Origin of the sequence: Streptomyces sp. NPDC059524 (genome assembly GCF_042749255.1) — a bacterium.
Taxonomy (GTDB): domain Bacteria; phylum Actinomycetota; class Actinomycetes; order Streptomycetales; family Streptomycetaceae; genus Streptomyces; species Streptomyces xanthii.
This window is the reverse complement of the sequence record NZ_JBHYTK010000076.1, coordinates 15,629-35,905: the sequence shown is the minus strand read 5'-3', so window position 1 is coordinate 35,905 and position 20,277 is coordinate 15,629. Positions and strand designations below refer to the sequence as shown.

18 protein-coding genes are annotated in these 20,277 nt (G+C 73.0%); 13 read left to right on the top strand and 5 right to left on the bottom strand.

Annotated features, from left to right (window positions below; translation table 11 throughout):
* The first annotated feature begins 260 nt into the window (after nt 1-260).
* Genes ACFW9D_RS21665 through ACFW9D_RS21655 form a run of 3 tightly spaced genes read left to right on the top strand, consistent with a single transcriptional unit; the run spans nt 261 to nt 3,871 of the window.
* Nucleotides 261-1,634 carry an ABC transporter substrate-binding protein gene (locus tag ACFW9D_RS21665; protein ID WP_384623947.1) on the top strand — a complete coding sequence of 458 codons (1,374 nt, stop codon included), beginning with the start codon at nt 261-263 and terminating at the stop codon, nt 1,632-1,634.
* Between the two features lie 9 nt (nt 1,635-1,643).
* Nucleotides 1,644-2,999, top strand: coding sequence for a carbohydrate ABC transporter permease (locus ACFW9D_RS21660; RefSeq protein WP_384623945.1), 1,356 nt, complete (start codon nt 1,644-1,646; stop codon nt 2,997-2,999).
* The gene (locus ACFW9D_RS21655) at nt 2,996-3,871 is read left to right on the top strand and encodes a carbohydrate ABC transporter permease (RefSeq protein ID WP_188338593.1); all 876 of its coding nucleotides are present in this window, start codon (nt 2,996-2,998) and stop codon (nt 3,869-3,871) included. The genes ACFW9D_RS21660 and ACFW9D_RS21655 overlap by 4 nt, the downstream gene beginning before the upstream one ends.
* A 50-nt stretch (nt 3,872-3,921) precedes the next feature.
* Here ACFW9D_RS21655 and ACFW9D_RS21650 read toward each other — a convergent pair whose 3' ends face one another.
* Nucleotides 3,922-6,009: a CDP-glycerol:glycerophosphate glycerophosphotransferase gene (locus ACFW9D_RS21650; protein WP_384623942.1), complete on the bottom strand. Its 2,088-nt coding sequence runs from the start codon at nt 6,007-6,009 to the stop codon at nt 3,922-3,924.
* Between the two features lie 111 nt (nt 6,010-6,120).
* Between ACFW9D_RS21650 and ACFW9D_RS21645 the strand changes: the two genes are divergently transcribed.
* Nucleotides 6,121-9,585: a CDP-glycerol glycerophosphotransferase family protein gene (locus ACFW9D_RS21645; RefSeq protein WP_384623940.1), complete on the top strand. Its 3,465-nt coding sequence runs from the start codon at nt 6,121-6,123 to the stop codon at nt 9,583-9,585.
* Between the two features lie 8 nt (nt 9,586-9,593).
* A complete protein-coding gene (locus ACFW9D_RS21640) occupies nt 9,594-11,108 on the top strand; it encodes a hypothetical protein (RefSeq protein ID WP_384623948.1) in 1,515 nt (504 codons plus the stop codon).
* A gap of 9 nt (nt 11,109-11,117) precedes the next feature.
* Here the strand turns inward: ACFW9D_RS21640 and ACFW9D_RS21635 are convergent, their stop codons facing one another.
* Nucleotides 11,118-11,531 (bottom strand): organic hydroperoxide resistance protein, encoded by a 414-nt coding sequence (locus ACFW9D_RS21635; RefSeq protein ID WP_384623938.1) that lies wholly within the window; start codon nt 11,529-11,531, stop codon nt 11,118-11,120.
* A 162-nt stretch (nt 11,532-11,693) separates the two neighbouring features.
* Between ACFW9D_RS21635 and ACFW9D_RS21630 the strand changes: the two genes are divergently transcribed.
* From ACFW9D_RS21630 to ACFW9D_RS21615, 4 genes are all read left to right on the top strand, one after another.
* On the top strand, nt 11,694-12,146 hold the full coding sequence (locus ACFW9D_RS21630) for a MarR family winged helix-turn-helix transcriptional regulator (protein WP_384623936.1): 453 nt from the start codon (nt 11,694-11,696) through the stop codon (nt 12,144-12,146).
* Nucleotides 12,147-12,244: 98 nt separating this feature from the next.
* Nucleotides 12,245-13,858: a glycosyltransferase family 2 protein gene (locus tag ACFW9D_RS21625; RefSeq protein WP_384623934.1), complete on the top strand. Its 1,614-nt coding sequence runs from the start codon at nt 12,245-12,247 to the stop codon at nt 13,856-13,858.
* A 17-nt stretch (nt 13,859-13,875) separates the two neighbouring features.
* A complete protein-coding gene (locus tag ACFW9D_RS21620) occupies nt 13,876-14,838 on the top strand; it encodes an ADP-ribosylglycohydrolase family protein (protein WP_384623932.1) in 963 nt (320 codons plus the stop codon).
* Nucleotides 14,831-15,241 (top strand): cytidine deaminase, encoded by a 411-nt coding sequence (locus ACFW9D_RS21615; RefSeq protein ID WP_384623931.1) that lies wholly within the window; start codon nt 14,831-14,833, stop codon nt 15,239-15,241. The genes ACFW9D_RS21620 and ACFW9D_RS21615 overlap by 8 nt, the downstream gene beginning before the upstream one ends.
* A gap of 9 nt (nt 15,242-15,250) precedes the next feature.
* Here the strand turns inward: ACFW9D_RS21615 and ACFW9D_RS21610 are convergent, their stop codons facing one another.
* Both ACFW9D_RS21610 and ACFW9D_RS21605 read right to left on the bottom strand, forming a co-directional pair.
* The gene (locus tag ACFW9D_RS21610; RefSeq protein ID WP_188338585.1) at nt 15,251-15,898 is read right to left on the bottom strand and encodes a response regulator transcription factor; all 648 of its coding nucleotides are present in this window, start codon (nt 15,896-15,898) and stop codon (nt 15,251-15,253) included.
* Nucleotides 15,886-17,046 carry a sensor domain-containing protein gene (locus ACFW9D_RS21605; RefSeq protein WP_384623929.1) on the bottom strand — a complete coding sequence of 387 codons (1,161 nt, stop codon included), beginning with the start codon at nt 17,044-17,046 and terminating at the stop codon, nt 15,886-15,888. The genes ACFW9D_RS21610 and ACFW9D_RS21605 overlap by 13 nt, the downstream gene beginning before the upstream one ends.
* A gap of 151 nt (nt 17,047-17,197) precedes the next feature.
* Here ACFW9D_RS21605 and ACFW9D_RS21600 point away from each other — a divergent pair, with 151 nt between their 5' ends.
* Nucleotides 17,198-17,365 carry a hypothetical protein gene (locus tag ACFW9D_RS21600; RefSeq protein WP_188338584.1) on the top strand — a complete coding sequence of 56 codons (168 nt, stop codon included), beginning with the start codon at nt 17,198-17,200 and terminating at the stop codon, nt 17,363-17,365.
* A gap of 24 nt (nt 17,366-17,389) precedes the next feature.
* On the opposite strand, the gene ACFW9D_RS21595 is transcribed toward ACFW9D_RS21600, so the two are convergent.
* Entirely contained in the window at nt 17,390-18,016 is a 627-nt protein-coding gene (locus ACFW9D_RS21595; protein WP_188338583.1) for a TetR/AcrR family transcriptional regulator, read from the bottom strand.
* Nucleotides 18,017-18,197: 181 nt separating this feature from the next.
* Between ACFW9D_RS21595 and ACFW9D_RS21590 the strand changes: the two genes are divergently transcribed.
* From ACFW9D_RS21590 to ACFW9D_RS21580, 3 genes are all read left to right on the top strand, one after another.
* Nucleotides 18,198-19,130 carry an ABC transporter permease gene (locus tag ACFW9D_RS21590; RefSeq protein ID WP_384623926.1) on the top strand — a complete coding sequence of 311 codons (933 nt, stop codon included), beginning with the start codon at nt 18,198-18,200 and terminating at the stop codon, nt 19,128-19,130.
* Nucleotides 19,123-19,944, top strand: coding sequence for an ABC transporter ATP-binding protein (locus ACFW9D_RS21585; protein ID WP_384623924.1), 822 nt, complete (start codon nt 19,123-19,125; stop codon nt 19,942-19,944). The genes ACFW9D_RS21590 and ACFW9D_RS21585 overlap by 8 nt, the downstream gene beginning before the upstream one ends.
* 114 nt (nt 19,945-20,058) lie before the next feature.
* A partial coding sequence (locus ACFW9D_RS21580; protein WP_384623922.1) for a hypothetical protein occupies nt 20,059-20,277 on the top strand: 219 nt, incomplete at its 3' end.

Below are 20,277 nucleotides of genomic sequence, written 5' to 3'. Positions count from 1 at the left end.
CCCTTCGGGTCGCATTTCCCCGATGAAGGCTGAACGGCGAAGCCGTTCGCCTTCAGGGGCGCGGGGAACTGCGCGAGAAGCCTCACCGGCCCGCAGGTGAGTGCGGGGATCACGGAGGGGTCACGATCCGCTCCGGCAGGAGAGCCGCGGCCTTGCCCCGTGCTGGTTCACGGGCGTAGACCGGTGCGGGCGGGACAGTAGTCAAAGCAGCGTTCAGCGTTCGGAGTTCACCAACCAGAACCAGCTGGAACGGGGCAGTGATGCGCAGCACTCTCAGGAAACGCACGCTTCGTACGGCCGCCGTGGCCCTCGCCACGGGGGCGCTCACCCTCTCACTGGCCTCCTGCGGAGGCGACGACGGCGGAGAGAGAGACACCGGCGGAGGAGGCGGAGGCGGCAAGAAGGCCTCCGTGTCGCTGCCGAAGCTGGACGGCCAGACCCTCGAGGTCGCGGCCGTCTGGACGGGGCCCGAGCAGAAGAACTTCACCAAGGTGCTCGACGAGTTCGAGAAGCGGACCGGCGCGACGGTGAACTTCGTGCCGACGGGCAACAACACCTCCACCTTCCTCGGTACCAAGATCGAGGGCGGCAAGCCGCCGGACGTCGCGTTCCTGCCGCAGGTCGGCGTCCTGCACCAGTTCGCCGACAAGGGCTGGCTGAAGCCGCTGGGCCCGGAGGCGCAGGCGCAGCTCGACAAGAACTTCAGCAAGGGGTGGAAGGACCTCGGCGCCTGGAAGGGCAAGCAGTACGGCGCGTACGTGAAGGCGGCCAACAAGTCGCTGGTCTGGTACAACACACAGGCCTTCGAGGATGCCGGGATCACCGATACGCCCAAGACCTGGGACGACTTCGTCAAGACGGCGCGGACCCTGTCGGACGCCGGTACACCTCCGGTGTCCGTGGGCGGCGGCGACGGCTGGGTGCTGACCGACTGGTTCGAGAACGTCTACCTGTCGCAGGCCGGCCCGGAGAAGTACGACCAGCTGGCCCAGCACGAGATCAAGTGGACCGATCCCTCGGTGAAGCAGGCCCTGGAGACGCTGGCCGAGCTGTGGGGGAACGACCAGCTGGTCGCGGGCGGCGCGAAGAAGGCGCTGCAGACGGACTTCCCGAAGTCCGTGGTGCAGACGTTCTCCGGCGACACTCCGGCCGGCATGGTCTACGAGGGCGACTTCGCCGCGGCGAACATCAACGCGGACACGAAGGCGAAGGTCGGCACGGACGCGAAGGTGTTCCCGTTCCCGGCGGTCGGCACCGACTCCCCCGTGGTCAGCGGCGGCGACGTCGCGGTGGCACTGAAGGACGGCAAGGGCGCGCAGGCGCTGCTCACCTTCCTCGCCTCCACGGACGCGGCCGAGATCTGGGCGGCGCAGGGCGGTGTCATCTCCCCCAACAAGGAGATGGACCAGGGCAGTTACAAGGACGAGGTGACCCGGGGCATCGCCAAGGCGCTGCTCGCGGCCGGTGACGACTTCCGCTTCGACATGTCCGACCAGGCCCCGGCGGCGTTCGGCGGCACGCAGGGCGTCGGCGAGTGGAAGGACCTGCAGGACTTCCTGCGGAACCCGAAGGACGTGGCCGGCGCGCAGCGGAAGCTGGAGGCGGACGCGGCCAAGGCCTACGGAAAGGGCTGACGCCTCGTCATGGCGGCGGCCCAGGGCGTCACCGCGGCGGCCCCTGCCCGCAAGCAGGGGCCGCGCGCGAACGGCAAGAGCGTGACGCGCACGCGATGGTGGGTGGCGGGGCTGTTCCTGCTGCCCGCCCTCGTGCTGCTCGGCGCGCTCGTGGTCTACCCGATCGGGTACTCGGTGTGGCGCAGCCTCTTCGACACGGGCGGCGACACCTTCGTAGGGCTGGACAACTACGGCGACATCTTCCGCGACGACCGCACCCTGAAGGCGGTGCGGAACACGGCGATCTGGGTGGCGGTCGCGCCCGCCCTGGTCACCGCGCTCGGCCTGGTTTTCGCGGTGCTGACCGAACGGGTGCGCTGGGGCACGGCGTTCAAGCTGGTCGTCTTCATGCCGATGGCGATCTCGATGCTGGCGGCGGGCATCATCTTCCGGCTCGTCTATGAGCAGGACCCGGACCAGGGCGTGGCGAACGCGGTGGTGACGTCGGTGCACGACACCTTCGCGAGCGCGTCCCAGTACCCGGGCGCGCATCCGGCGGCAGGCGGCGATCTGAGGAAGTCGGGGGGCGGTTCCTTCACGACGGACGCCCCCGTGTCGGCGGGCACCCCCGCGCTGCTGCCGCTGGTCGGTGTCCCGCCGAACAAGGTGCCGGGCGACCCGGGCCCGGCGAAGGCGGCGAGCGCCGAGCCGGGGAAGGTCACCGGCACGGTGTGGCTGGACTTCAAGCTGGGCGGCGGCGGCACGAAGGGCGAGGTCGACGCGGGCGAGAAGGCGCTGACCGGCGTGAAGGTGGAGGCGGTCAGGGGCGGCGAGGTCGTCGCGTCGGCCACCTCGGGCGCGGACGGCACCTTCACCCTGCCGGCGTCCGCGGAGGGCGCGGCGCTCCGGCTGCCGGGCTCGAACTTCACGGAGCCGTACAACGGGATCGACTGGCTGGGCCCGGCCCTGGTCACTCCGGCGATCATCGCCTCGTACATCTGGATGTGGGCGGGCTTCGCGATGGTGCTGATCGCGGCGGGGCTCGCGAGCGTGGACCGCAATCTGCTGGAGGCGGCGCGCGTCGACGGGGCGAACGAGTGGCAGGTGTTCCGGCGGGTGACGGTGCCGCTGCTCGCGCCGGTCCTGGTGGTCGTGCTGGTGACGCTGATGATCAACGTGATGAAGGTCTTCGACCTCGTCTACATCATCGCGCCGCAGGCCAGCCAGGACGACGCCAACGTCCTGGCGCTCCAGCTGTACCTGGCCTCGTTCGGGGGCGGCGGCGACTACGGCGTCGGCAGCGCGATCGGTGTGCTGCTCCTGCTGCTCGTGGTCCCGGTGATGATCGTCAATCTGCGCAGGCTGCGGAAGGAGCGACAGCGGTGAGCGCGATCGGGACGACACGGAAGCCCGGCGCCGCGAAGCGGATCGCGGGCGCGGTCAGCGGCGGGGCCCTGCGGATCTTCCTGCTGGTCGTGGGCCTGTTCTGGCTGGTCCCGGCGTTCGGTCTGCTGGTGTCCTCGTTCCGGGAGCCGACCGACATCGCCACGTCGGGCTGGTGGAAGGTCTTCACGGCGCCGGCCCAGCTCACCACGAAGAGCTACGAGCAACTGCTGGAGAACGACGACATCACCGGTGCGCTGCTCAACACCGTCTGGATCACGGTGCCTTCGACGCTGCTGGTGATCGTGATCGGGGCGATGGCCGGGTACGCGTTCGCCTGCATGGACTTCAAGGGGCGCGACACCTGGTTCATGGTCGTGGTGGCGCTCCTCGTGGTGCCGGTGCAGATCGCGCTGATCCCGCTGTCCCGGCTCTTCCGCGACCTCGGCATCTTCGGGGACGTGATCGGTGTGGTGCTGTTCCACGTCGGGTTCGGGCTGCCGTTCGCGATCTTCCTGCTGCGGAACTTCTTCGCGGAGATCCCGCGCGAGCTGATCGAGGCGGCGCGGCTCGACGGGGCGGGCGAGGCGCGGCTCTTCCTGCGGGTGGTGATGCCGCTGGCGACGCCGGCGATCGCCTCGCTGGGCATCTTCCAGTTCCTGTGGGTGTGGAACGACATGCTGGTGGCGCTGATCTTCTCGGACTCGCAGTCGCAGCCGCTGACGGTGGCGCTGCAGCAGCAGGTGCGGCAGTTCGGGTCGAACATCGAGATCCTGGCGCCGGGCGCGTTCCTGTCGATGGTGGTGCCGCTGGCGGTGTTCTTCGCGTTCCAGCGGCAGTTCGTCTCCGGGGTCATGGCGGGGGCGGTCAAGTAGCCGCGCGGGCCCGGGCGTTCACCGCGACGCCCGGGCCCCGCGCGGCGGGCTCACTCCCCGAGGAACAGCTTCCGTACGACCCGCTCGGCCGCGTGGCCGTCGTCGTAGGGGCAGAACCGCTCGCGGAACGCGGTGCGCAGCTCCGTCGTGGCCTCGGTGTCCCAGCCGCCGTCGCGCAGCAGCGCGGTGAGTTCCTCCTCGGTGGTGGCGACGGCGCCGGGGGTGTCGCCGGGCCGGCCGGACAGGAGGTCGAAGTAGGTGCCGCGGGCCATCCGGTAGGCGTCCCAGTCGGGGGCGTAGGTGACGACGGGGCGGTCCAGGCAGGCGTAGTCGAACATGAGGGACGAGTAGTCGGTGACGAGGGCGTCGGAGGCGAGGCAGAGGTCCTCGACGCGGTCGTGGGCGGTGACGTCGCGCAGCCGGGGGTGGCTGTCGGCGAGGCCCGCGTCGGCGCCGTAGAAGTAGTGGGCGCGGACCAGGACGACGGTGTCGTCGCCGAGGGCGTCGGCGAAGCGGGCGAGGTCGAGGCGGGGCAGGAAGCCCTTCTGGTAGTCGCGGTGGGTGGGGGCGTAGAGGACGGCGCTCTGTCCGTCGGCGATGTCCAGCTCGCGGCGGATGCGGCCGATCTCCTCCGCGCCGGTGGTGAAGTAGACGTCGTTGCGCGGGTATCCGGCCTCCAGCGGGGCGTAGGCGTCGGAGGGGTAGACGCGTTCCCAGACCTCGGTGGAGTGCGGGTTCGCGGAGAGGCTGTAGTCCCACTGGTCGGTGTGGTCGAGGACCTTGGAGAAGCTGATGCCGTGGGTGCCGGCCGGGTAGCGGCGCTGGTCGAGGCCCATCTTCTTGAGCGGGGTGCCGTGGTGGGTCTGGAGGTAGACCTGGCCGGCGCGCTTGGTGAAGCCGCCGGGGAACGAGGAGTTGTTGACGAGGTACTTCGCGGTGGCCATCACCTGCCAGTAGCGCCGTGAGCCCTCGATGACGTACGGCACGCCCTGGGGCACCTTGTCGACGTGCTTGCTGGAGACGACGAAGACGCCCTCGATGTGCGGGGCGAGCTCGCGGGCCTTGGCGTGGACGGCGGCCGGGTTGCAGCTGACGCCGCGGTTCCAGTAGGCGCCGTAGACGGCGAGCTCGGGGTCGAGGCGGGCGGTGTGCAGGTCGGCGTGGTAGGCGGCCTTCATGAGGCGGGAGCGCAGCTTCTTCTTCTGCCGCTTGAGGCGCGCGCGGAGGGCGTTGCGCCGCTCCTCGCTCTTCTCCGCCTTCTGGTACGCGGCCCAGGACCCGTCGGCGAGCGCCTGCTCGCGGGGCCCGTCCGGGGTGTGTCCGGCGGGCCGGTGCGCGCGGTGCAGCTCGGCGGCGAGCCGGAAGAGTCCGGGCCGGTCGGCGGGGGTGAGGCGGTCCTGGTCGTCGAGGACGGCGAGGACGCGGGCGACGGCGTACGGGAAGAGGCGGGCGCCGCCGGGGCCGGCGAGGAGTTCTCCGTAGCGTTCGACGACGGCGAAGTGCCGCTCGCCCGGGGTGTGGGCGAGGCCCCCGGCGCGGCGGCGGCGCCAGCGGACGCAGGCGCGGGGCAGCCGGGCGAGGGTGTCGGCCTCCAGGACGGCGCGGTGGGCGGGGACGATGTCCTCGTAGGGGCCCTGGGGGGTGAAGGCGAGGCCGCGGGCGGTCCAGAAGTCGCGGCGGACGGCTCGGTTCCAGGCGGCGGGGGTGAGGGCGAGCGGGTCGCCGTCCGCCAGGTCGTCGCCGCTGGCACGGACGGTGTCCCACCAGTCGGTGCGGTCGTGGTCGTGGAGCAGCACGTCGGGGTCGCCGGCCTCGGTGAGGGCGGTGTCGATCGCGGTGAGGGCGCCGGGAAGGAGCAGGTCGTCGGCGTCGAGGAAGAGGAGGTAGGTACCGGCGGCGGCTGCGACCCCGGCGTTGCGGGCGGCGCCGACGCCGCTGTGCTCGGGGAGGGTGACGACCCGGACGCGCGCGTCCCGCCCGGCGTACTCCGCGGCGATCGCGCCGCAGGCGTCCGGTGAGGCGTCGTCGACGACGATCAGCTCCCAGTCGGTGAAGCGCTGCGCGAGCACGGAGTCCAGGCTCTCGCGGAGGTAGCCCTGGACACGGAAGGCGGGAACAATAACGGAGAATCGGGACATAACACCAGACGTTAGGCCCTGCATGCCAGGGAGGCCGCAACGGGTGATCCCGGCTCACCCGCACGGCCCAACTTAGGCAAAAAATGGCGCGATACCGGGCACATCGGTCCAATGCCCCACACGCCTCGCCTCCCCCGCCTCAGCGTCGTCGTCCCGGTCTACAACGTCGAGGACGATCTGGCCGACTGCCTGGCGTCGATCGCCGCACAGACCGTCCAGGATCTGGAGGTCGTGCTCGTCGACGACGGCTCCACCGACGGCAGCGCCGCCCTCGCCCGCGCCTTCGCGGCCAAGGACCCCCGCTTCCGCTACGTCCGGCAGGACAACGCCGGACTGAGCGCCGCCCGCAACACCGGCGTGCGCTACTCCGATCCGCACGTCCCGTACCTGACCTTCGTGGACAGCGACGACGTCGTGCCGCACGACGCGTACGAGCGCATGATCGCCAGCCTGGAGCGCACCGGCTCCGACTTCGCGACCGGCAACGTGTGGCGGCTCACCGAGCGCGGCCGGAGCCAGGCCTGGCAGTACAAGTGGCTCACCCGGCGCCGCGAGCGCACCCACATCACCCGCGACCCCCAGCTCCTGTCCGACCGCGTCGCCTGGAACAAGGTCTTCCGGCGCTCCTTCTGGGACCGCCACGCCTTCACCTTCCCCGAGGGCAAGCTGTACGAGGACACCCCGGTGATGATCCCCGCGCACTTCCTGGCCGAGCAGGTCGACGTGCTCGCCGACCACGTCTACTACTGGCGGGTCCGCGAGGGGTCCATCACCCGGCGCCGCACCGACGTGAAGGGCGTACGGGACCGGATCGCGGCCTGCGACCACGTCAGCCGCTTCCTCGCCGACCGCTTCCCCGACCGGCCCGAGCTCAAGCGCACCTACGACGCGTCCTGCCTGCGCGACGACTTCGTGTACTTCCTCGACGGGCTGCCGATGGGCGGGCCCGCCTACCGGCAGGCGTTCCTCGACGACACCGCCGCGTTCCTGCGCCGGGCCGACCCCGACATCGCCGACGGGCTCCCCCTGCACCTGCGCGTGAAGTGGCATCTGGTGCGCGAGCGGCGCCTGGACGACCTGCTCCGGCTGCTCTCCTTCGAGCGGCGCAACGGCACCGCCTGCCACGTCCAGGGCACTCTGCGCCGTACCGCCGCCTACCCGGGCCTGCCCCGGCTGCCCGAGGTGCTCACCCGCGTCGGCAAGGACGAACTGCCCGTCGTGGCCCGCGTCCACGAGACGGCCTGGGGTCCCGACGGCAAGCTCCGGATCAGCGGCTACGCGTACGTGAAGAACCTCCCCGCCGAGCGGCCCGCCCAGTCCGTGAAGACCGGGCTGCTGCGCGCCGAGGGCAGCCGCCGTCAGGTCCGCCGGGTCCCCACCCGCAGCGTCAACGACCCGCTCGCCACCGTCAACTCCCGCCAGGAGCTGCACAGTTACGACCAGTCCGGGTTCACCATGACGATCGACCCGGACAAGCTGAAGATCCGCGGCCGGCACCGGCCCGGCACCTGGCAGCTCGGCGTCCTGCTCGCCGGGCACGGTCTGGTGCGGCGGGCCGCGCTGCGCGCCCTGGACGGCGCGGCGCAGCAGCACCTGGTGCGCGACCTCGGCGACGGCACCCGGCTCGTCGTCGCGCACGCCAAGGGCCGGCTCGCCCTGAAGATCGTCGCGCCCACCGCGCTCGCCGACGACCACCACGCGAACGGCGGTGACCTCGTCCTCGCGGGCCGGCTGCACGGCGGGGCCGAGCCGCGCTCCCTGCGCCTGACCCACAAGCACTCGGGCACCGAGTTCAGCTACCCGGTGACCTGCGCGGGCGGCCGCTTCCTGGTCCGGGTGACGCTCGCCGACCTCGCGGGCGTGCCCGAGCCGGAGCACCGGGCGCCCAAGGAGGTCGAGCCGCCGCACGGCGACCGCTGGCAGGTCAACCTCGTCCTGCCCGACGGCTCGGCCCGCTCCGTCGCCGCCGCCCTCGACCTGCCGCCGGGCCGCTACGAGGCGGGCGGCCGCGAGGTCTGCGCCACCGCCAACGACCAGGGCCAGCTGGTGATCGAGCTGACCCGGCAGCCCATCGCCGACACCGCCGGCTGGGCCTCCGACGGCACCCTCGTCGTCACCGGCACCGCCTGCGAACGCTCCTGGCGCGCCCCCGAGTTCGTGCTGCGGCACAGCTCCACCACCGAGGAGGTCACCGCCCCCGTGGCGCGCGGCGGCGACCGCTTCCGCACGGTCCTCGCGCCCGAGCGGCTGTGGGAGGGACGCTGGTACGCGTTCCTGCGCGAGGCCGACGACCGGCACGGGGACGGTATGCCCGTACGGGTGCTGGCCTCGGTCGGGGCGGCCCTGCCCGAGCACCGGCCGCGCTCCGCACGGGAGTTCGCCGTCGACCGGCGCTTCGGCGACCGGCTGCTGATCGAGGCGGGCCCGTCCCTCGCCCCCGGCGACCGCGGCGCCTACCGGCGCCACCGGCTGCGCACCGAGTTCTACCCGGCCCAGCGCCGCCTCCCGCTGCGCGAGGCCGTCCTCTACGTCGACGGGGACTCGCCGCGCGCCGTGCACGCCGAGCTGGTGCGGCGCGGCACCGAGGTCGAGCACCTGTGGGTGACCCGCGACGGCCGCACCCGGGTCCCGGCGGCGGCGCGCGGCGTCGAGGAGTTCTCCGCCGACTGGTACGCGGCGCTCGCCCGCTGCCGCCGCATCGTCACCGCGCACCAGCTGCCGGACTTCTTCGAGCGCCGGGCCGGCCAGACCGTCGTACAGACCTGGGACGGCGCCCCGCTCAAGCGCATCGGCACCGACCTGACCGGCTCCCTGTACGCCGACCACGACCAGCTGGCGCTGCTGCCGGTGCTGTCCCGCCAGTGGGACGTCCTGGTCGCGCCCTCCCGCTGGTCGACGCCGCACCTGACGCGGGCGCTCGCCTACGACGGGGAGGTCCTGCCCGCCGGATCGCCGCGCAACGACCTGCTGTTCACCACCCCGGACGACCGGGCCAAGCGGGTCGAGCTGCTGCGCCGCGAGCTCGGCATCGACGCCGGCAAGAAGATCGTCCTGTACGCGCCGACGTACCGGGACCACCTCGCGCACTCCCCCGGCCGCTTCCGGCACGACCCGGCGTTCGACTTCGCGGCCGCCGAGCGGGCGCTGGCCGCCGACCACGTGCTGCTGGTGCGCAAGCACCCGAGCGCCACGGGCCGGCTGCGCGGGGCCCGCGCGCCGTTCGTCCGCGACGTCACCGATCTGCCCAGCGCGGGCGAACTCCTGCTCCTGGCCGACGTCCTCGTCACCGACTACTCGTCGCTGGCCTTCGACTTCGCGCACACCGGGCGCCCGATCCTGTTCCACACGTACGACCTGGAGCACTACCGGGACACGGTGCGCGGCTTCTACGTCGACCTGGAGAAGCACGCGCCGGGCCCGCTGCTGCCGACCACGACGAGCGTGATCGCCGCGCTGCGCGACCTCGACCGGGTCGCGGCCCGGCACGCCAAGGCGTACGCCGCGTTCCGGGACGCCTACTGCGACCTGGACGACGGCGGGGCCGCCGCCCGCGTCGCCGATCGGCTCCTGCGGTGACGGCACCGGTGTCCACCGCCACGCTCGCCCGGCGGGCGCTGCGCGGGGCCACGGCCCTGCGCGGCGGCCGCGTCTGGCGCCCCACCCCGTTCTTCGTCCTCGGCGGGCTGTTCTGGCTGGTCATGACGCTGGCGTACTGGCGGGTGCCGATGTGCTGCGACTTCGGGCAGCACGCGGCCGTCGTCGAACGCCTCAAGACGCATCTCCTCCACCCCCGCCACCCGATGGCCGACCTGCCCGGCGCGGGCAGCCCCTACTACTCCCCGTACGCGGTGGCCCAGGGCGTCTTCGCGCGTGTCACGGGCCTGGCGGGCTGGGAGGTGGTGAAACTGGCGGGCCCGTTCAACCTGCTGGTTCTCCTGACCGGCCTGAACGCGTTCGTCCGTGCCCTGACGCCACGTCAGTGGGCCCCGGTTCTGGCCCTGTTGTTCATGACCCTGCTGTGGGGCACCCGTACGGCCTGGTGGAGCGGCTATCTGGGCCTGCTCTCGATGACCGGGAACCTCGGCTACCCGTCGACGTTCGCGATCGGCCTGACGTTCTGGGCGTGGGCGTGGGCGCTGCGGCTCCGCGGCGGGGGCCGGCCGTGGGGGGAGTACGCGGCGTTCGGTGTCCTGGCGGCCACGATCCTGCTGACCCACCCGATCACGGCGGTGGCCGCGCTGATCGGTGTGGTTTCGGTGATCGGGGTACCGGCGGTCAGGCACCTCAAGGGCTGGACGGCGGCGCTGGTCGCCGGCGCCGCCGTCACCCTGGCCTGGCCCTACTACAGCGTGGCCTCCCTCGCGGGGAACACCACCCTGGACGGGATCCACGCCCAGCTCTACACGGAGATGCCCGCGCGCTTCTGGCTGGCTTTCCTGGGGCTCCCGGCCCTGTACGCCAGGTTCCGCCGCGACCCGCGCGATCCTCTGGCGCTCATGTTCTCGCTGGACGTCCTCGTCATCGCGTACGGCTGGCTGACCGGCCACTACACGTACGGCCGGATCCTGGGCCTGTCCCTGGTCCCGCTCCAGTTCTCGCTCGCCGTCGCCCTGGCGGCGCCCCGGCCGTGGGCGCCCGCGCGCAAGGCCCTGGGGCTGGTCGCGGCGGGCGGCGCGCTCCTCGGTTTCCTGTGCGTGCAGGCCGGCGCCGTCGTCCCGCGCTATTTCGCGCAGCCGCCGGACTGGCCCACGTACACCTGGGCGGCGCAGCACATCCCGCCCGGCGACGTGGTCCTCACCGACGCCTACATGCCGACCCGTTCACTGCCGGGCTACGGGCCGAACCTCGTCGCGCCGGCCTGGCCGGACCCCGCGCTCGACGAGGGGGAGCGGCAGCGCCGGCTCGCGGCCGTACGGGCCTACCTGGCGCCGGAGTCGACGCGCGCGGACCGCACGGCCATCGCCCGCCGCTACGACGTGCACTGGCTGCTGCTCGGCAAGGACCAGCGGCTGCCGCAGGAGGCGGTCGTGGTGGCGTGGAGCCCCCGCACCGGCGAGGTGCTCGCCCGCGTCAACGGTGGCTCGCCCCGCACCCGTTGAGCGACCGGGTCACTCGATGACGAGGTCGACGTCGATGTTCCCCCGCGTGGCGTTCGAGTACGGGCACACCTGGTGTGCCATCTCGACCAGCTTGCGGCCGGTCTCGGCGTCGACCGTGTCGGGCAGCTCGACGCGGAGCACGACGGAGAGGCCGAAGCCCTCGCCCTGCTTGCCGATGGAGACCTCGGCGGTGACGGCGGCGTCCGCCACGTCCGCCTTCGCCTGGCGGCCGACGAGTCCGAGCGCGCTGCCGAAACAGGCCGCGTAACCGGCGGCGAACAGCTGCTCCGGGTTCGAGCCCTGGCCGTTGCCGCCCATCGCCGCCGGGATGCCGAGCTGGAGGTCGATCACGCCGTCGGAGGAGACGGCGCGGCCGTCCCGGCCGTGGGTGGCGGTGGCGACGGCGGTGTAGAGGGCGTCCATGGGATGCCTGCCTCTCGGGTTTCGGAAGTGTCGGACCCGGCGGTTCCGGGTCTCGGAAGGTCTCGGTGGTGCGGGATCCAGTAGAGCACGCAATTCAATGATGCACAACTAGATTGTGCACAACTAAATGGCGCGGCAGTCCACCTCGCTTACCCTGAGGGCATGACCACCACCGACCCCCTGGACCCGCTGAGGCTCGACCTGCAGATCTGCTTCGCCCTGAACGCGGCGTCCCGCGCCTTCGGCGGCGTCTACCGCACCCTGCTCAAGGACCTGGACCTCACCTACCCCCAGTACCTGGTCATGCTCGTGCTGTGGGAGGACGGCGAGATGCCGGTCAAGCGGCTCGGCGAGCGCCTGCGGCTCGACTCCGGCACGCTCTCCCCGCTGCTCAAGCGGCTGGAGGCGAACGGGCTCGTGCGCCGGGAGCGCAGCACGCAGGACGAGCGTTCGGTGATCGTCGCGCTCACCGAGGCGGGCGGGGCGCTGCGAGGGCGGGCGGAGCGGGTGCCGCTGCGGATCGCGGAGGCGACCGGTTTCGAGCTGGCGGAGATCGAGGACCTGCGCCGCCGCCTGCTGCGGCTCACGGACGCGCTGGACACGGCCGCGCTCTGAGCCCGGCCGCCCCGAACTGAAGCACTCCGCTCGGAAACCGCCTGAACCGGTGTCCGAGTTAGCACGGTTTTGACATAAACCGCCCTAAAATTCCCGGTGTGGATCCGACCACCGCACCTCCGCCGGCCGAGCCCGGCGTCACGATCATCGTGATCGGCTACGACGACGCCGCCCATGTCGCCGCCGCGACCCGCTCCGCACTCGACCAGGGCCCCGCCGTCACCGAGGTGATCGCGGTGGACGACGCCTCCACCGACGACAGCGGCCGGCTCCTCGGCGAGCTCTCCGCGCGCGATCCCCGACTGCACGTCGTGCGCCGCGGCACGAACAGCGGCGGCTGCGGCACCCCGCGCAACGACGGGCTGGCCCGCGCCGCCGCCCCGTACGTGATGTTCCTCGACAGCGACGACGTACTGCCGCCCGGCGCGGCGGCCGCCCTGCTCGACGCCGCCCGCCGGCACGAGGCCGACCTCGTCTCGGGGCTCTGCGTGCGCCGCGAACTGCCCTCCGGGCAGGAGACGCCCTGGCTGCCCGAGCTGTACGCGCGCCCGGGCGTGCTCACCGACCCCGGGCAGCGTCCCGGCCTGGTCCGCGACACCCTCTGCGTCAACAAGCTCTACCGCACCGAGTTCCTGCGCGAGCACGGCATCCGGTTCCCCGACGGGCGCTGCCTCTACGAGGACTTCGTCTTCACCGCCCGCGTCCTCGCCGCCCGCCCGCGCACCGCCCTGATCCCCGACACCGTCTACGTGTGGCAGGTGCGCCGCGCCGCGGACCGGCTCTCCCTCTCCCTCGACCGCACCGGGATCGACAACTGGCAGGCCCGGCTCGACGCCCACCGCGAGGCCGTCGACATCCTGCTCTCCGCCGGGCTGCCGAAGCTCGCACGGGCCGCGCGGGCGCACTTCATCGACCACTCCCTGCGGATGTACGCGCGCGAACTGGAGCTGCGCGGCGCCGAGTACCGCGCCGAGTGGTGGCGGCGCACCCGCGCCCACCTGCAGACCTTCGACACCGCCGACCTGGAGGCCGCGCCCTCGCCCGGCCGCATGATCGGCCGCGTCATCCTCGCCTCGCCCGCCCCGCGCGACCTGCCCCGCCTCAAGGAGGTCGCCGCCCGGCCGGCCCGGCTGCGCCCGCCGTACGCGCGGACCGCCGACGGCACTCCGGTCTGGTCCGCCGACCTGCCCGAGGTCGCGCTGACCCATCTCCTCGAACGTCCCGCGCACCTGCTGCCCCTCGCCGTCGACGGCGAGCTGCGCCCCGGGCGCCGCGGCACCCGCCTTCGCCTCCTCCTGCACGACCTGTACGGGCGGATGGCCGACGCGAAGCCCCTCGCGGTGGACGTCACCCTGCTCGACCGGCAGCGCGGCGCCGCCGCCCAGCACCGCACGGCGGAGCTCGTCCCGAACGCGGCCGGGAACCTGTGGACCGCCGAGACCCGCCTCGACCTCTCCGCGCTCTCCCGCTCCGGCACCTGGGACATCCAGCTGCGCGTCCACTTCGCCGACGGCACCCACCGCGACGCCACCGCCCACGCCTCCACCGGCCCCGGCCTCCTGCGCCGCACCGCCCTCCCCAGCCGCCGCCACGGCATCCTCCTCGCCCAGCCCTACGCCACCCACTCCGGCGCCCTCGCCCTGCGCACGGCCCCCGGCGTGCGCGGAGCCCTCACGGTGGCCCGCCGCCGCCTCCGCCGCCTCCTGCGCTGACCCGTAGGCTCGGCCCCATGCCCCCGCCCGCCACGCCCCTGGACCGCGCGATCGGCGCCGTGATCGGCTCGGCCGTCGGCGACGCGCTGGGCGCCCCCTTCGAGTTCGGCCCCGAAGGCGCCTTCTCGGCCCGCTTCCCACCCGGCGCCCCCGACGCCGACGAGATGCGCGGGGGCGGCGGCTGGGACCCGGGCGAGGCCACGGACGACACGCAGATGGCGGTCCTGGTGGGCCGATCACTCCTCGAACACGGCGAGTTGAACTGCCCGGACGTATTCACCCGCTTCCAGCACTGGGCATCCGCAGACCCCAAGGACATCGGCCTGCAGACCGAGGACGTGCTCACCAACGGACTGCCCTGGGACCGCGCCGCCGCGCACCACTTCCGGATCACCGGCCGCGCCGCGGGCAACGGTGCGCTGATGCGGGCGGCGACCTCCGCCGTGCACTTCGCCCCGCTCGGCACAGCCGCCACGATGGACGCCGCCCGCCGCCTGTCGGCCCTCACCCACGGCGACCCGGCGGCCTGGGAAGGCACGGCTCTCCTCCACGAACTGATCCGCGTCGCCCTGACCGGCGCGGACCCCCTGAACGCGATCCCGGGCTCCCTCGCGCACGTCCCCGCCGCCCACCGCGCCCGCTACGCCACCGTCCTCGCCCCCGACTGGCACCCGAACCTGGCCACCGAGTTCAACGGCGCGGTGTGGCCCTGCCTCGGCTCGGCAGTCTGGGCGCTGCGGACGACCGCCTCGTACGAGTCCGCCCTGCGCGCCGCGATCGACCTCGGCGGCGACACGGACACGGTGGCCGCGGTGACCGGGGCCCTGGCCGGCGCGGTGTACGGGGCCGGCGCGATCCCGCCCCGCTGGACGACCCGCCTCCACGTCCCCCTCCCCGGCTCGGCCACCCCCGCCCTCCGCCTCCCCGAACTGACCGCCCTGGCAAGCCGCCTGACGAAAGCCGAGCCGCACCATGACTGAACTCTCCGCCCCGGACCGCGAACTGGTCGCCGCCGCCGAGGAGATCGCCGCCACCCGCTGCCGGGGTGACAACCACACCATGGCCGCCGCCGCCCGCGCCCGGGACGGCCGGATCATCACCGCCGTGAACGCCTACCACTTCACCGGCGGCCCCTGCGCCGAACTCGTCGCCGTCGGCACGGCCGCCGCCCAGGGCGCGTACGACCTGACCACGATGGTCGCCGTCGGCGACCGCGACCGGGGCGTGGTCCCGCCGTGCGGACGCTGCCGGCAGGCCCTCCTCGACTACTTCCCCACCCTGAGCGTCATCGTCGGCAACGGCCCGTCCCGCCGCGCACTCCCGATCACCGACCTGCTCCCGGAGACGTACGTGTGGGCGGACCACCAGCTCGACGAGGCCTGAACCACCCGCTCAGCGCCGCCGGTCGAGGTAGGCGAGGACCGCCAGGACACGACGGTGGCCGCTGTCGCTCTGGGGGAGGTCGAGCTTCGCGAAGACGTTGCCGATGTGCTTGCTCACGGCGCGTTCGGTGACGACCATCCGGGCCGCGATGGTCGCGTTGTCCCGGCCCTCGGCCATCAGCGTGAGGACCTCCAGCTCGCGCGGGGTGAGCGTGTCGACCGGGTCGTCCCGGCGGCGGGCCAGGAGTTCGGTGACGACTTCGGGGTCGAGGGCCGTACCGCCGGAGGCGACCCGCTCCAGGGCGTCGAGGAACGCGTCGACCCGGCCGATGCGGTCCTTCAGGAGGTAGCCGACACCGCTCGCCCCGCCGCCGATCAGCTCCGTGGCGTAGGACACCTCCACGTACTGGGAGAGGACGAGGACGGGCAGGCCGGGCAGGGTGCGGCGGGCCTCCAGGGCGGCGCGCAGGCCCTCGTCCCGGAAGCCGGGCGGCATCCGGACGTCCACGACGGCGACGTCGGGGCGGTGTTCGAGGAGCGCGGGCAGCACCTCGGGCCCGGTCTCGGCGACGCCGACGACCTCGTGTCCCGCGGAGCCGAGCAGCAGCACGAGCCCTTCCCGCAACAGCGCGTTGTCCTCCGCGATCACCACACGCACGGCAGCTCCACCTCGATGACGGTCGGTCCTCCGACGGGACTCGAGACTCGCACGTTCCCGTCGAGCGCGGCGACCCGGCGCCGCATGCCGAGCAGCCCACTGCCGCCCCGCTCGTCGGCGCCACCCCGCCCCGAGTCCCTCACCTCGACCCTCAACCCGGCTCTGCCGCGCTCCAGTTGGACGTCCGCGCGCGTGCCGCCACTGTGCTTGGCGGCGTTGGTCAAAGCCTCCGCGATCACGAAGTAGGCGGCCGCCTCGACCGCGGCCGGCGCCCGGCCGCCCGACTCGACGCCTTCGTCGCGCACCGCGACGTCGAGCCCGCTGGCCGCGGCCAACGCCCGTACGGCGCCCACGAGTCCGCGGTCGGTGAGGATCGGCGGGTGGATGCCACGCACGACGTGCCGCAGCTCGGCGAGCGCCGCCTCGGCCTGGTCCTGGGCGTCGTCGAGGAGGCGGCGCGCGGCCTCCGGGTCCTGGGCGCGCCGGGCGAGCCCGATCCGCATGGACAGCGCGACGAGCCGGGCCTGCGTCCCGTCGTGCAGGTCCCGTTCGATGCGCCGCAGTTCGGCGCCGTGCGCGGCGACGGCCCCGGCCCGTGACTCGGTCAGCTCGGTGACCCGGGCCGCGAGCCGCTCCGCGCCGGGCGCCGGGCCGAGCAGCGCCCGGGACCAGCCGGCGTCGAGGTCCGCCAGACGGGAGACGACCGGCAGCAGGACGGGCGGGCGGCGCAGCAGCCCGCACCACAGCCCGTCGACGACCGCGCCCACGCACAGCACGAGCAGCGCGGCGTACAGCAGCAGCCATCCGTACGCGAAGTGCGCGACGAGCCACCGCAGATCGCGCCAGGTCCCGGGGTCGCCCAGCGCCGTCCGCACCCGCTCCCGCAGCGGCCCGCCCAGCGGCAGATACGCCTCGGGAACCTCCCCGCCGGTCCACTCGGCGACGCGCCGCCGCTTGAACGTGGCGACCCGGCGCAGCAGCAGCACCGTCTCGGGCAGCACTCCGGCGCCGACCACGAGCAGGGTCAGGACCGCGGTGAACAGGGCGAGCGCGATGAACAGATACGAGGCGACGGCGACGGCCGCGCCGACCGCGAGGTACGCCAGTGCCCGCCCGGCCTGTCGCACGGCCCCCTTGATCCCCGGCATGCGGGTCAGCGTAGGCGCAGGACCGGACCGGGCGCAGGGTGGAGCGGGCTACACCATGGTTCGGGGAGCGTGCTCCATGGAGGGGACGGGGTGCGGGCGGGCACTGTGGAGACACCGCCCCACCGAGGGGCCCTATCCGGAAGGAACCGCCATGAAGGCGCTGCTCTGGCTGACCCTGGCCCTCGCTGTCATCGTCAACGTCTTCACCAGCTTCGCCTTCGAGGGCGTCCAGCAGGTGCTGATCAGCGTGCCGACGGGGCTCGTGGCCATCACGGCCGCGGTCGCCCTGTTCCTGACCCGCCGCCGGACGGCCGCCTGACCGCGGCGGGTCAGGACGGACGGCTCAGAGCACCCTGAGCCCCGCCGCGGTGGCCGCAGCCAGCTTCTCCAGGTACCCCTTCGGGGGCTTCGGGCCGCGGGCCACCACCGCCCGCCAATACAGCGGTCCCGAGATCAGGTCGAGGGCCAGGTCCTCGTCGACGTCGGGGCTCAGCTCGCCGCGGGCCGCCGCCGCGCGGACGATGCCGCTGGCCACCCCGTGCTGGCCCTCGCGCAGGGCCTTCTGGAGGGCGTCCGCGATGTCGGGGTTGCGGGCCGCCTCCGCCTGGAGGTCGGGGATGATCTGGCCCGCGACCGGGTGGCGCAGGGCGCGGGAGGTGACCTGGTAGAGGAGGAGCAGGTCGCTCTCCAGGGAGCCGGTGTCGGGGGCCGGAAGGCCCTGCACCGCTATGGCCGAGACCAGGTCCAGGACGAGATGGAGCTTGGAGCGCCAGCGGCGGTAGACGGCGGTCTTGCCGACCCCGGCGCGGCGCGCGATGCCCTCGATGGACATCCGGGCGTAGCCCACGGACGCGAGTTCCTCGAAGACGGCGGCGCGGATGGCCTCCGTCACGTCCTCGCGCAGTACGGCGGCCCCGGCCGGGGCCCGGCGACGCGGCGTCGGCCTGGGCGGTTCGGCGTTGGTCGTCATGCGGCCAGCATAGATGCGGCACGACGATACGGTTGCGTTCCGACGTCGCGGGGGCCTAGTCTCACGTCACGACGATACGGGTCCGTTCCGACGTAGCGACCTTCCGACGTAGCGACCTTCCGACGAACGGCCTTCCGCCCTCCGGCCGCCCGACCGCCCGGCCGTCCAGAAAGCAGGCGATGTGAGTCAGGTCCTCGACACGCCTTCCGCGCCCCGCCCCCCGGACCCCGCCGCCCCGGTGGGCCGGGAGGACGCGGCGGCCCTGGCCGCGCGCCACGGCCTGACGGTGAGCGGCGCCCGCCCCTCCCTGCCCGCGTACGTGCGGCAGCTGTGGCAGCGGCGGCACTTCATCACCGCCTTCTCCACGGCGAAGCTGACCGCGCAGTACAGCCAGGCCAAGCTGGGCCAGGTGTGGCAGGTCCTCACCCCGCTGCTGAACGCGGCGGTGTACTACCTGATCTTCGGCAAGCTGCTGAACACCAGCCGGGGCGTGCCGGACTACATCCCGTTCCTCGTCACGGGCGTGTTCGTGTGGACGTTCACGCAGTCGTCCGTGATGGCGGGCACGAAGGCGATCTCCGGGAGCCTCGGCCTCGTACGGGCGCTGCACTTCCCGCGCGCCTCGCTGCCGATCTCGTACTGCCTCCAGCAGCTCCAGCAGCTGCTGTTCTCGATGTGCGCGCTGGTGGTGATCCTGCTGTGCGCCGGGGTGCCGCCGCGTCCGTCGTGGGTGCTGGCCGTTCCGGCCCTGGCCCTTCAGTTCGTCTTCAACACCGGGCTCGCGCTGGTCATGGCCCGGCTCGGGGCCCGTACGCCGGACATCGCGCAGCTCATGCCGTTCGTGCTGCGGACGTGGATGTACACCTCGGGCGTGATGTGGAGCCTGACGCATCTGACGGCGGGCCGTGACGTGCCGCAGATCGTCGTCACGCTGCTGCAGATCAACCCCGCGGCGCTCTACATCGACCTGATGCGCTTCGCACTCATCGACAGTTTCACCGCGGACCAGCTGCCGCCGCACGCGTGGCCGCTGGCCCTCGGCTGGGCCCTGCTCGCCGGGCTGGGCGGATTCGTCTTCTTCTGGAAGGCCGAGGAGAGGTACGGACGTGGCTGAGCCGGTACAGGACCAGGGGCCCGTGCCCACCGTCATCGTCGACGGCGTCGACATCGTCTACCGCGTCCACGGCACCGGCGCGGGCCGCGGCACCGCGACCGCCGCGCTCAGCCGGATCGTCGGCGGCAAGAAGAAGGCCGAGCGGCGCGCGGGTGTGCGCACGGTCCACGCCGTGCGGAACGTGTCGTTCACCGCGTACCGCGGCGAGGCCATCGGCCTCATCGGCACCAACGGCTCGGGCAAGTCGACCCTGCTCAAGGCCGTCGCGGGGCTCCTCCCGGTCGAGAACGGGCGGATCTTCACCGACGGCCAGCCCTCCCTGCTCGGCGTCAACGCGGCCCTGATGAACGACCTCACGGGCGAGCGGAACGTGAAGCTGGGCGGCCTCGCCATGGGCATGAGCCGCGAGCAGGTCCGCGACCGCTACGACGAGATCGTCGAATTCTCCGGCATCAACGAGAAGGGCGACTTCATCACCCTGCCGATGCGCACGTACTCCTCCGGCATGGCGGCCCGCCTCCGGTTCTCCATCGCCGCCGCGAAGGACCACGACGTCCTGCTGATCGACGAGGCCCTCGCGACCGGGGACCGCTCCTTCCAGAAGCGCTCCGAGCAGCGGATCCGCGAGCTGCGCAAGCACGCCGGCACGGTCTTCCTGGTCAGCCACAGCAACAAGTCGATCCGCGACACCTGCGACCGCGTCCTCTGGCTGGAGCGCGGGGAGCTGCGGATGGACGGGCCGACGGAGGACGTACTGAAGGAGTACGAGGAGTTCACCGGCGGTCCCGCCAAGAAGCCCGCGAAGGCGAAGTAGCCCGCGGTACGCCTGGTCATGACGGGCCCCGCATCGGCCCGAAAGATACTCTTTGTCTGACTTGATGCCGATATCCGATCGGCCGCCCCGTGCGGCCGCCAGGGGGATCAGCAGATGACGGAGACCCGCCCCGCCCTCAGCGTCGTGGTGCACGGCCCCGACGTACAGGGCCTGCTCGGGCCCTGCCTGGACGCCCTCGCCGGTCAGCTGCCCGAGGACGCCGAGCTGATCGTCGCGGCGGTCGGCACCACCGCGCGGGACACGGCCGGGCCCCCCAGCGCCGGGCGCCCGCGCACACACCGCGGGCCCCAGACCGCCCGCGCCCTGGAGGCC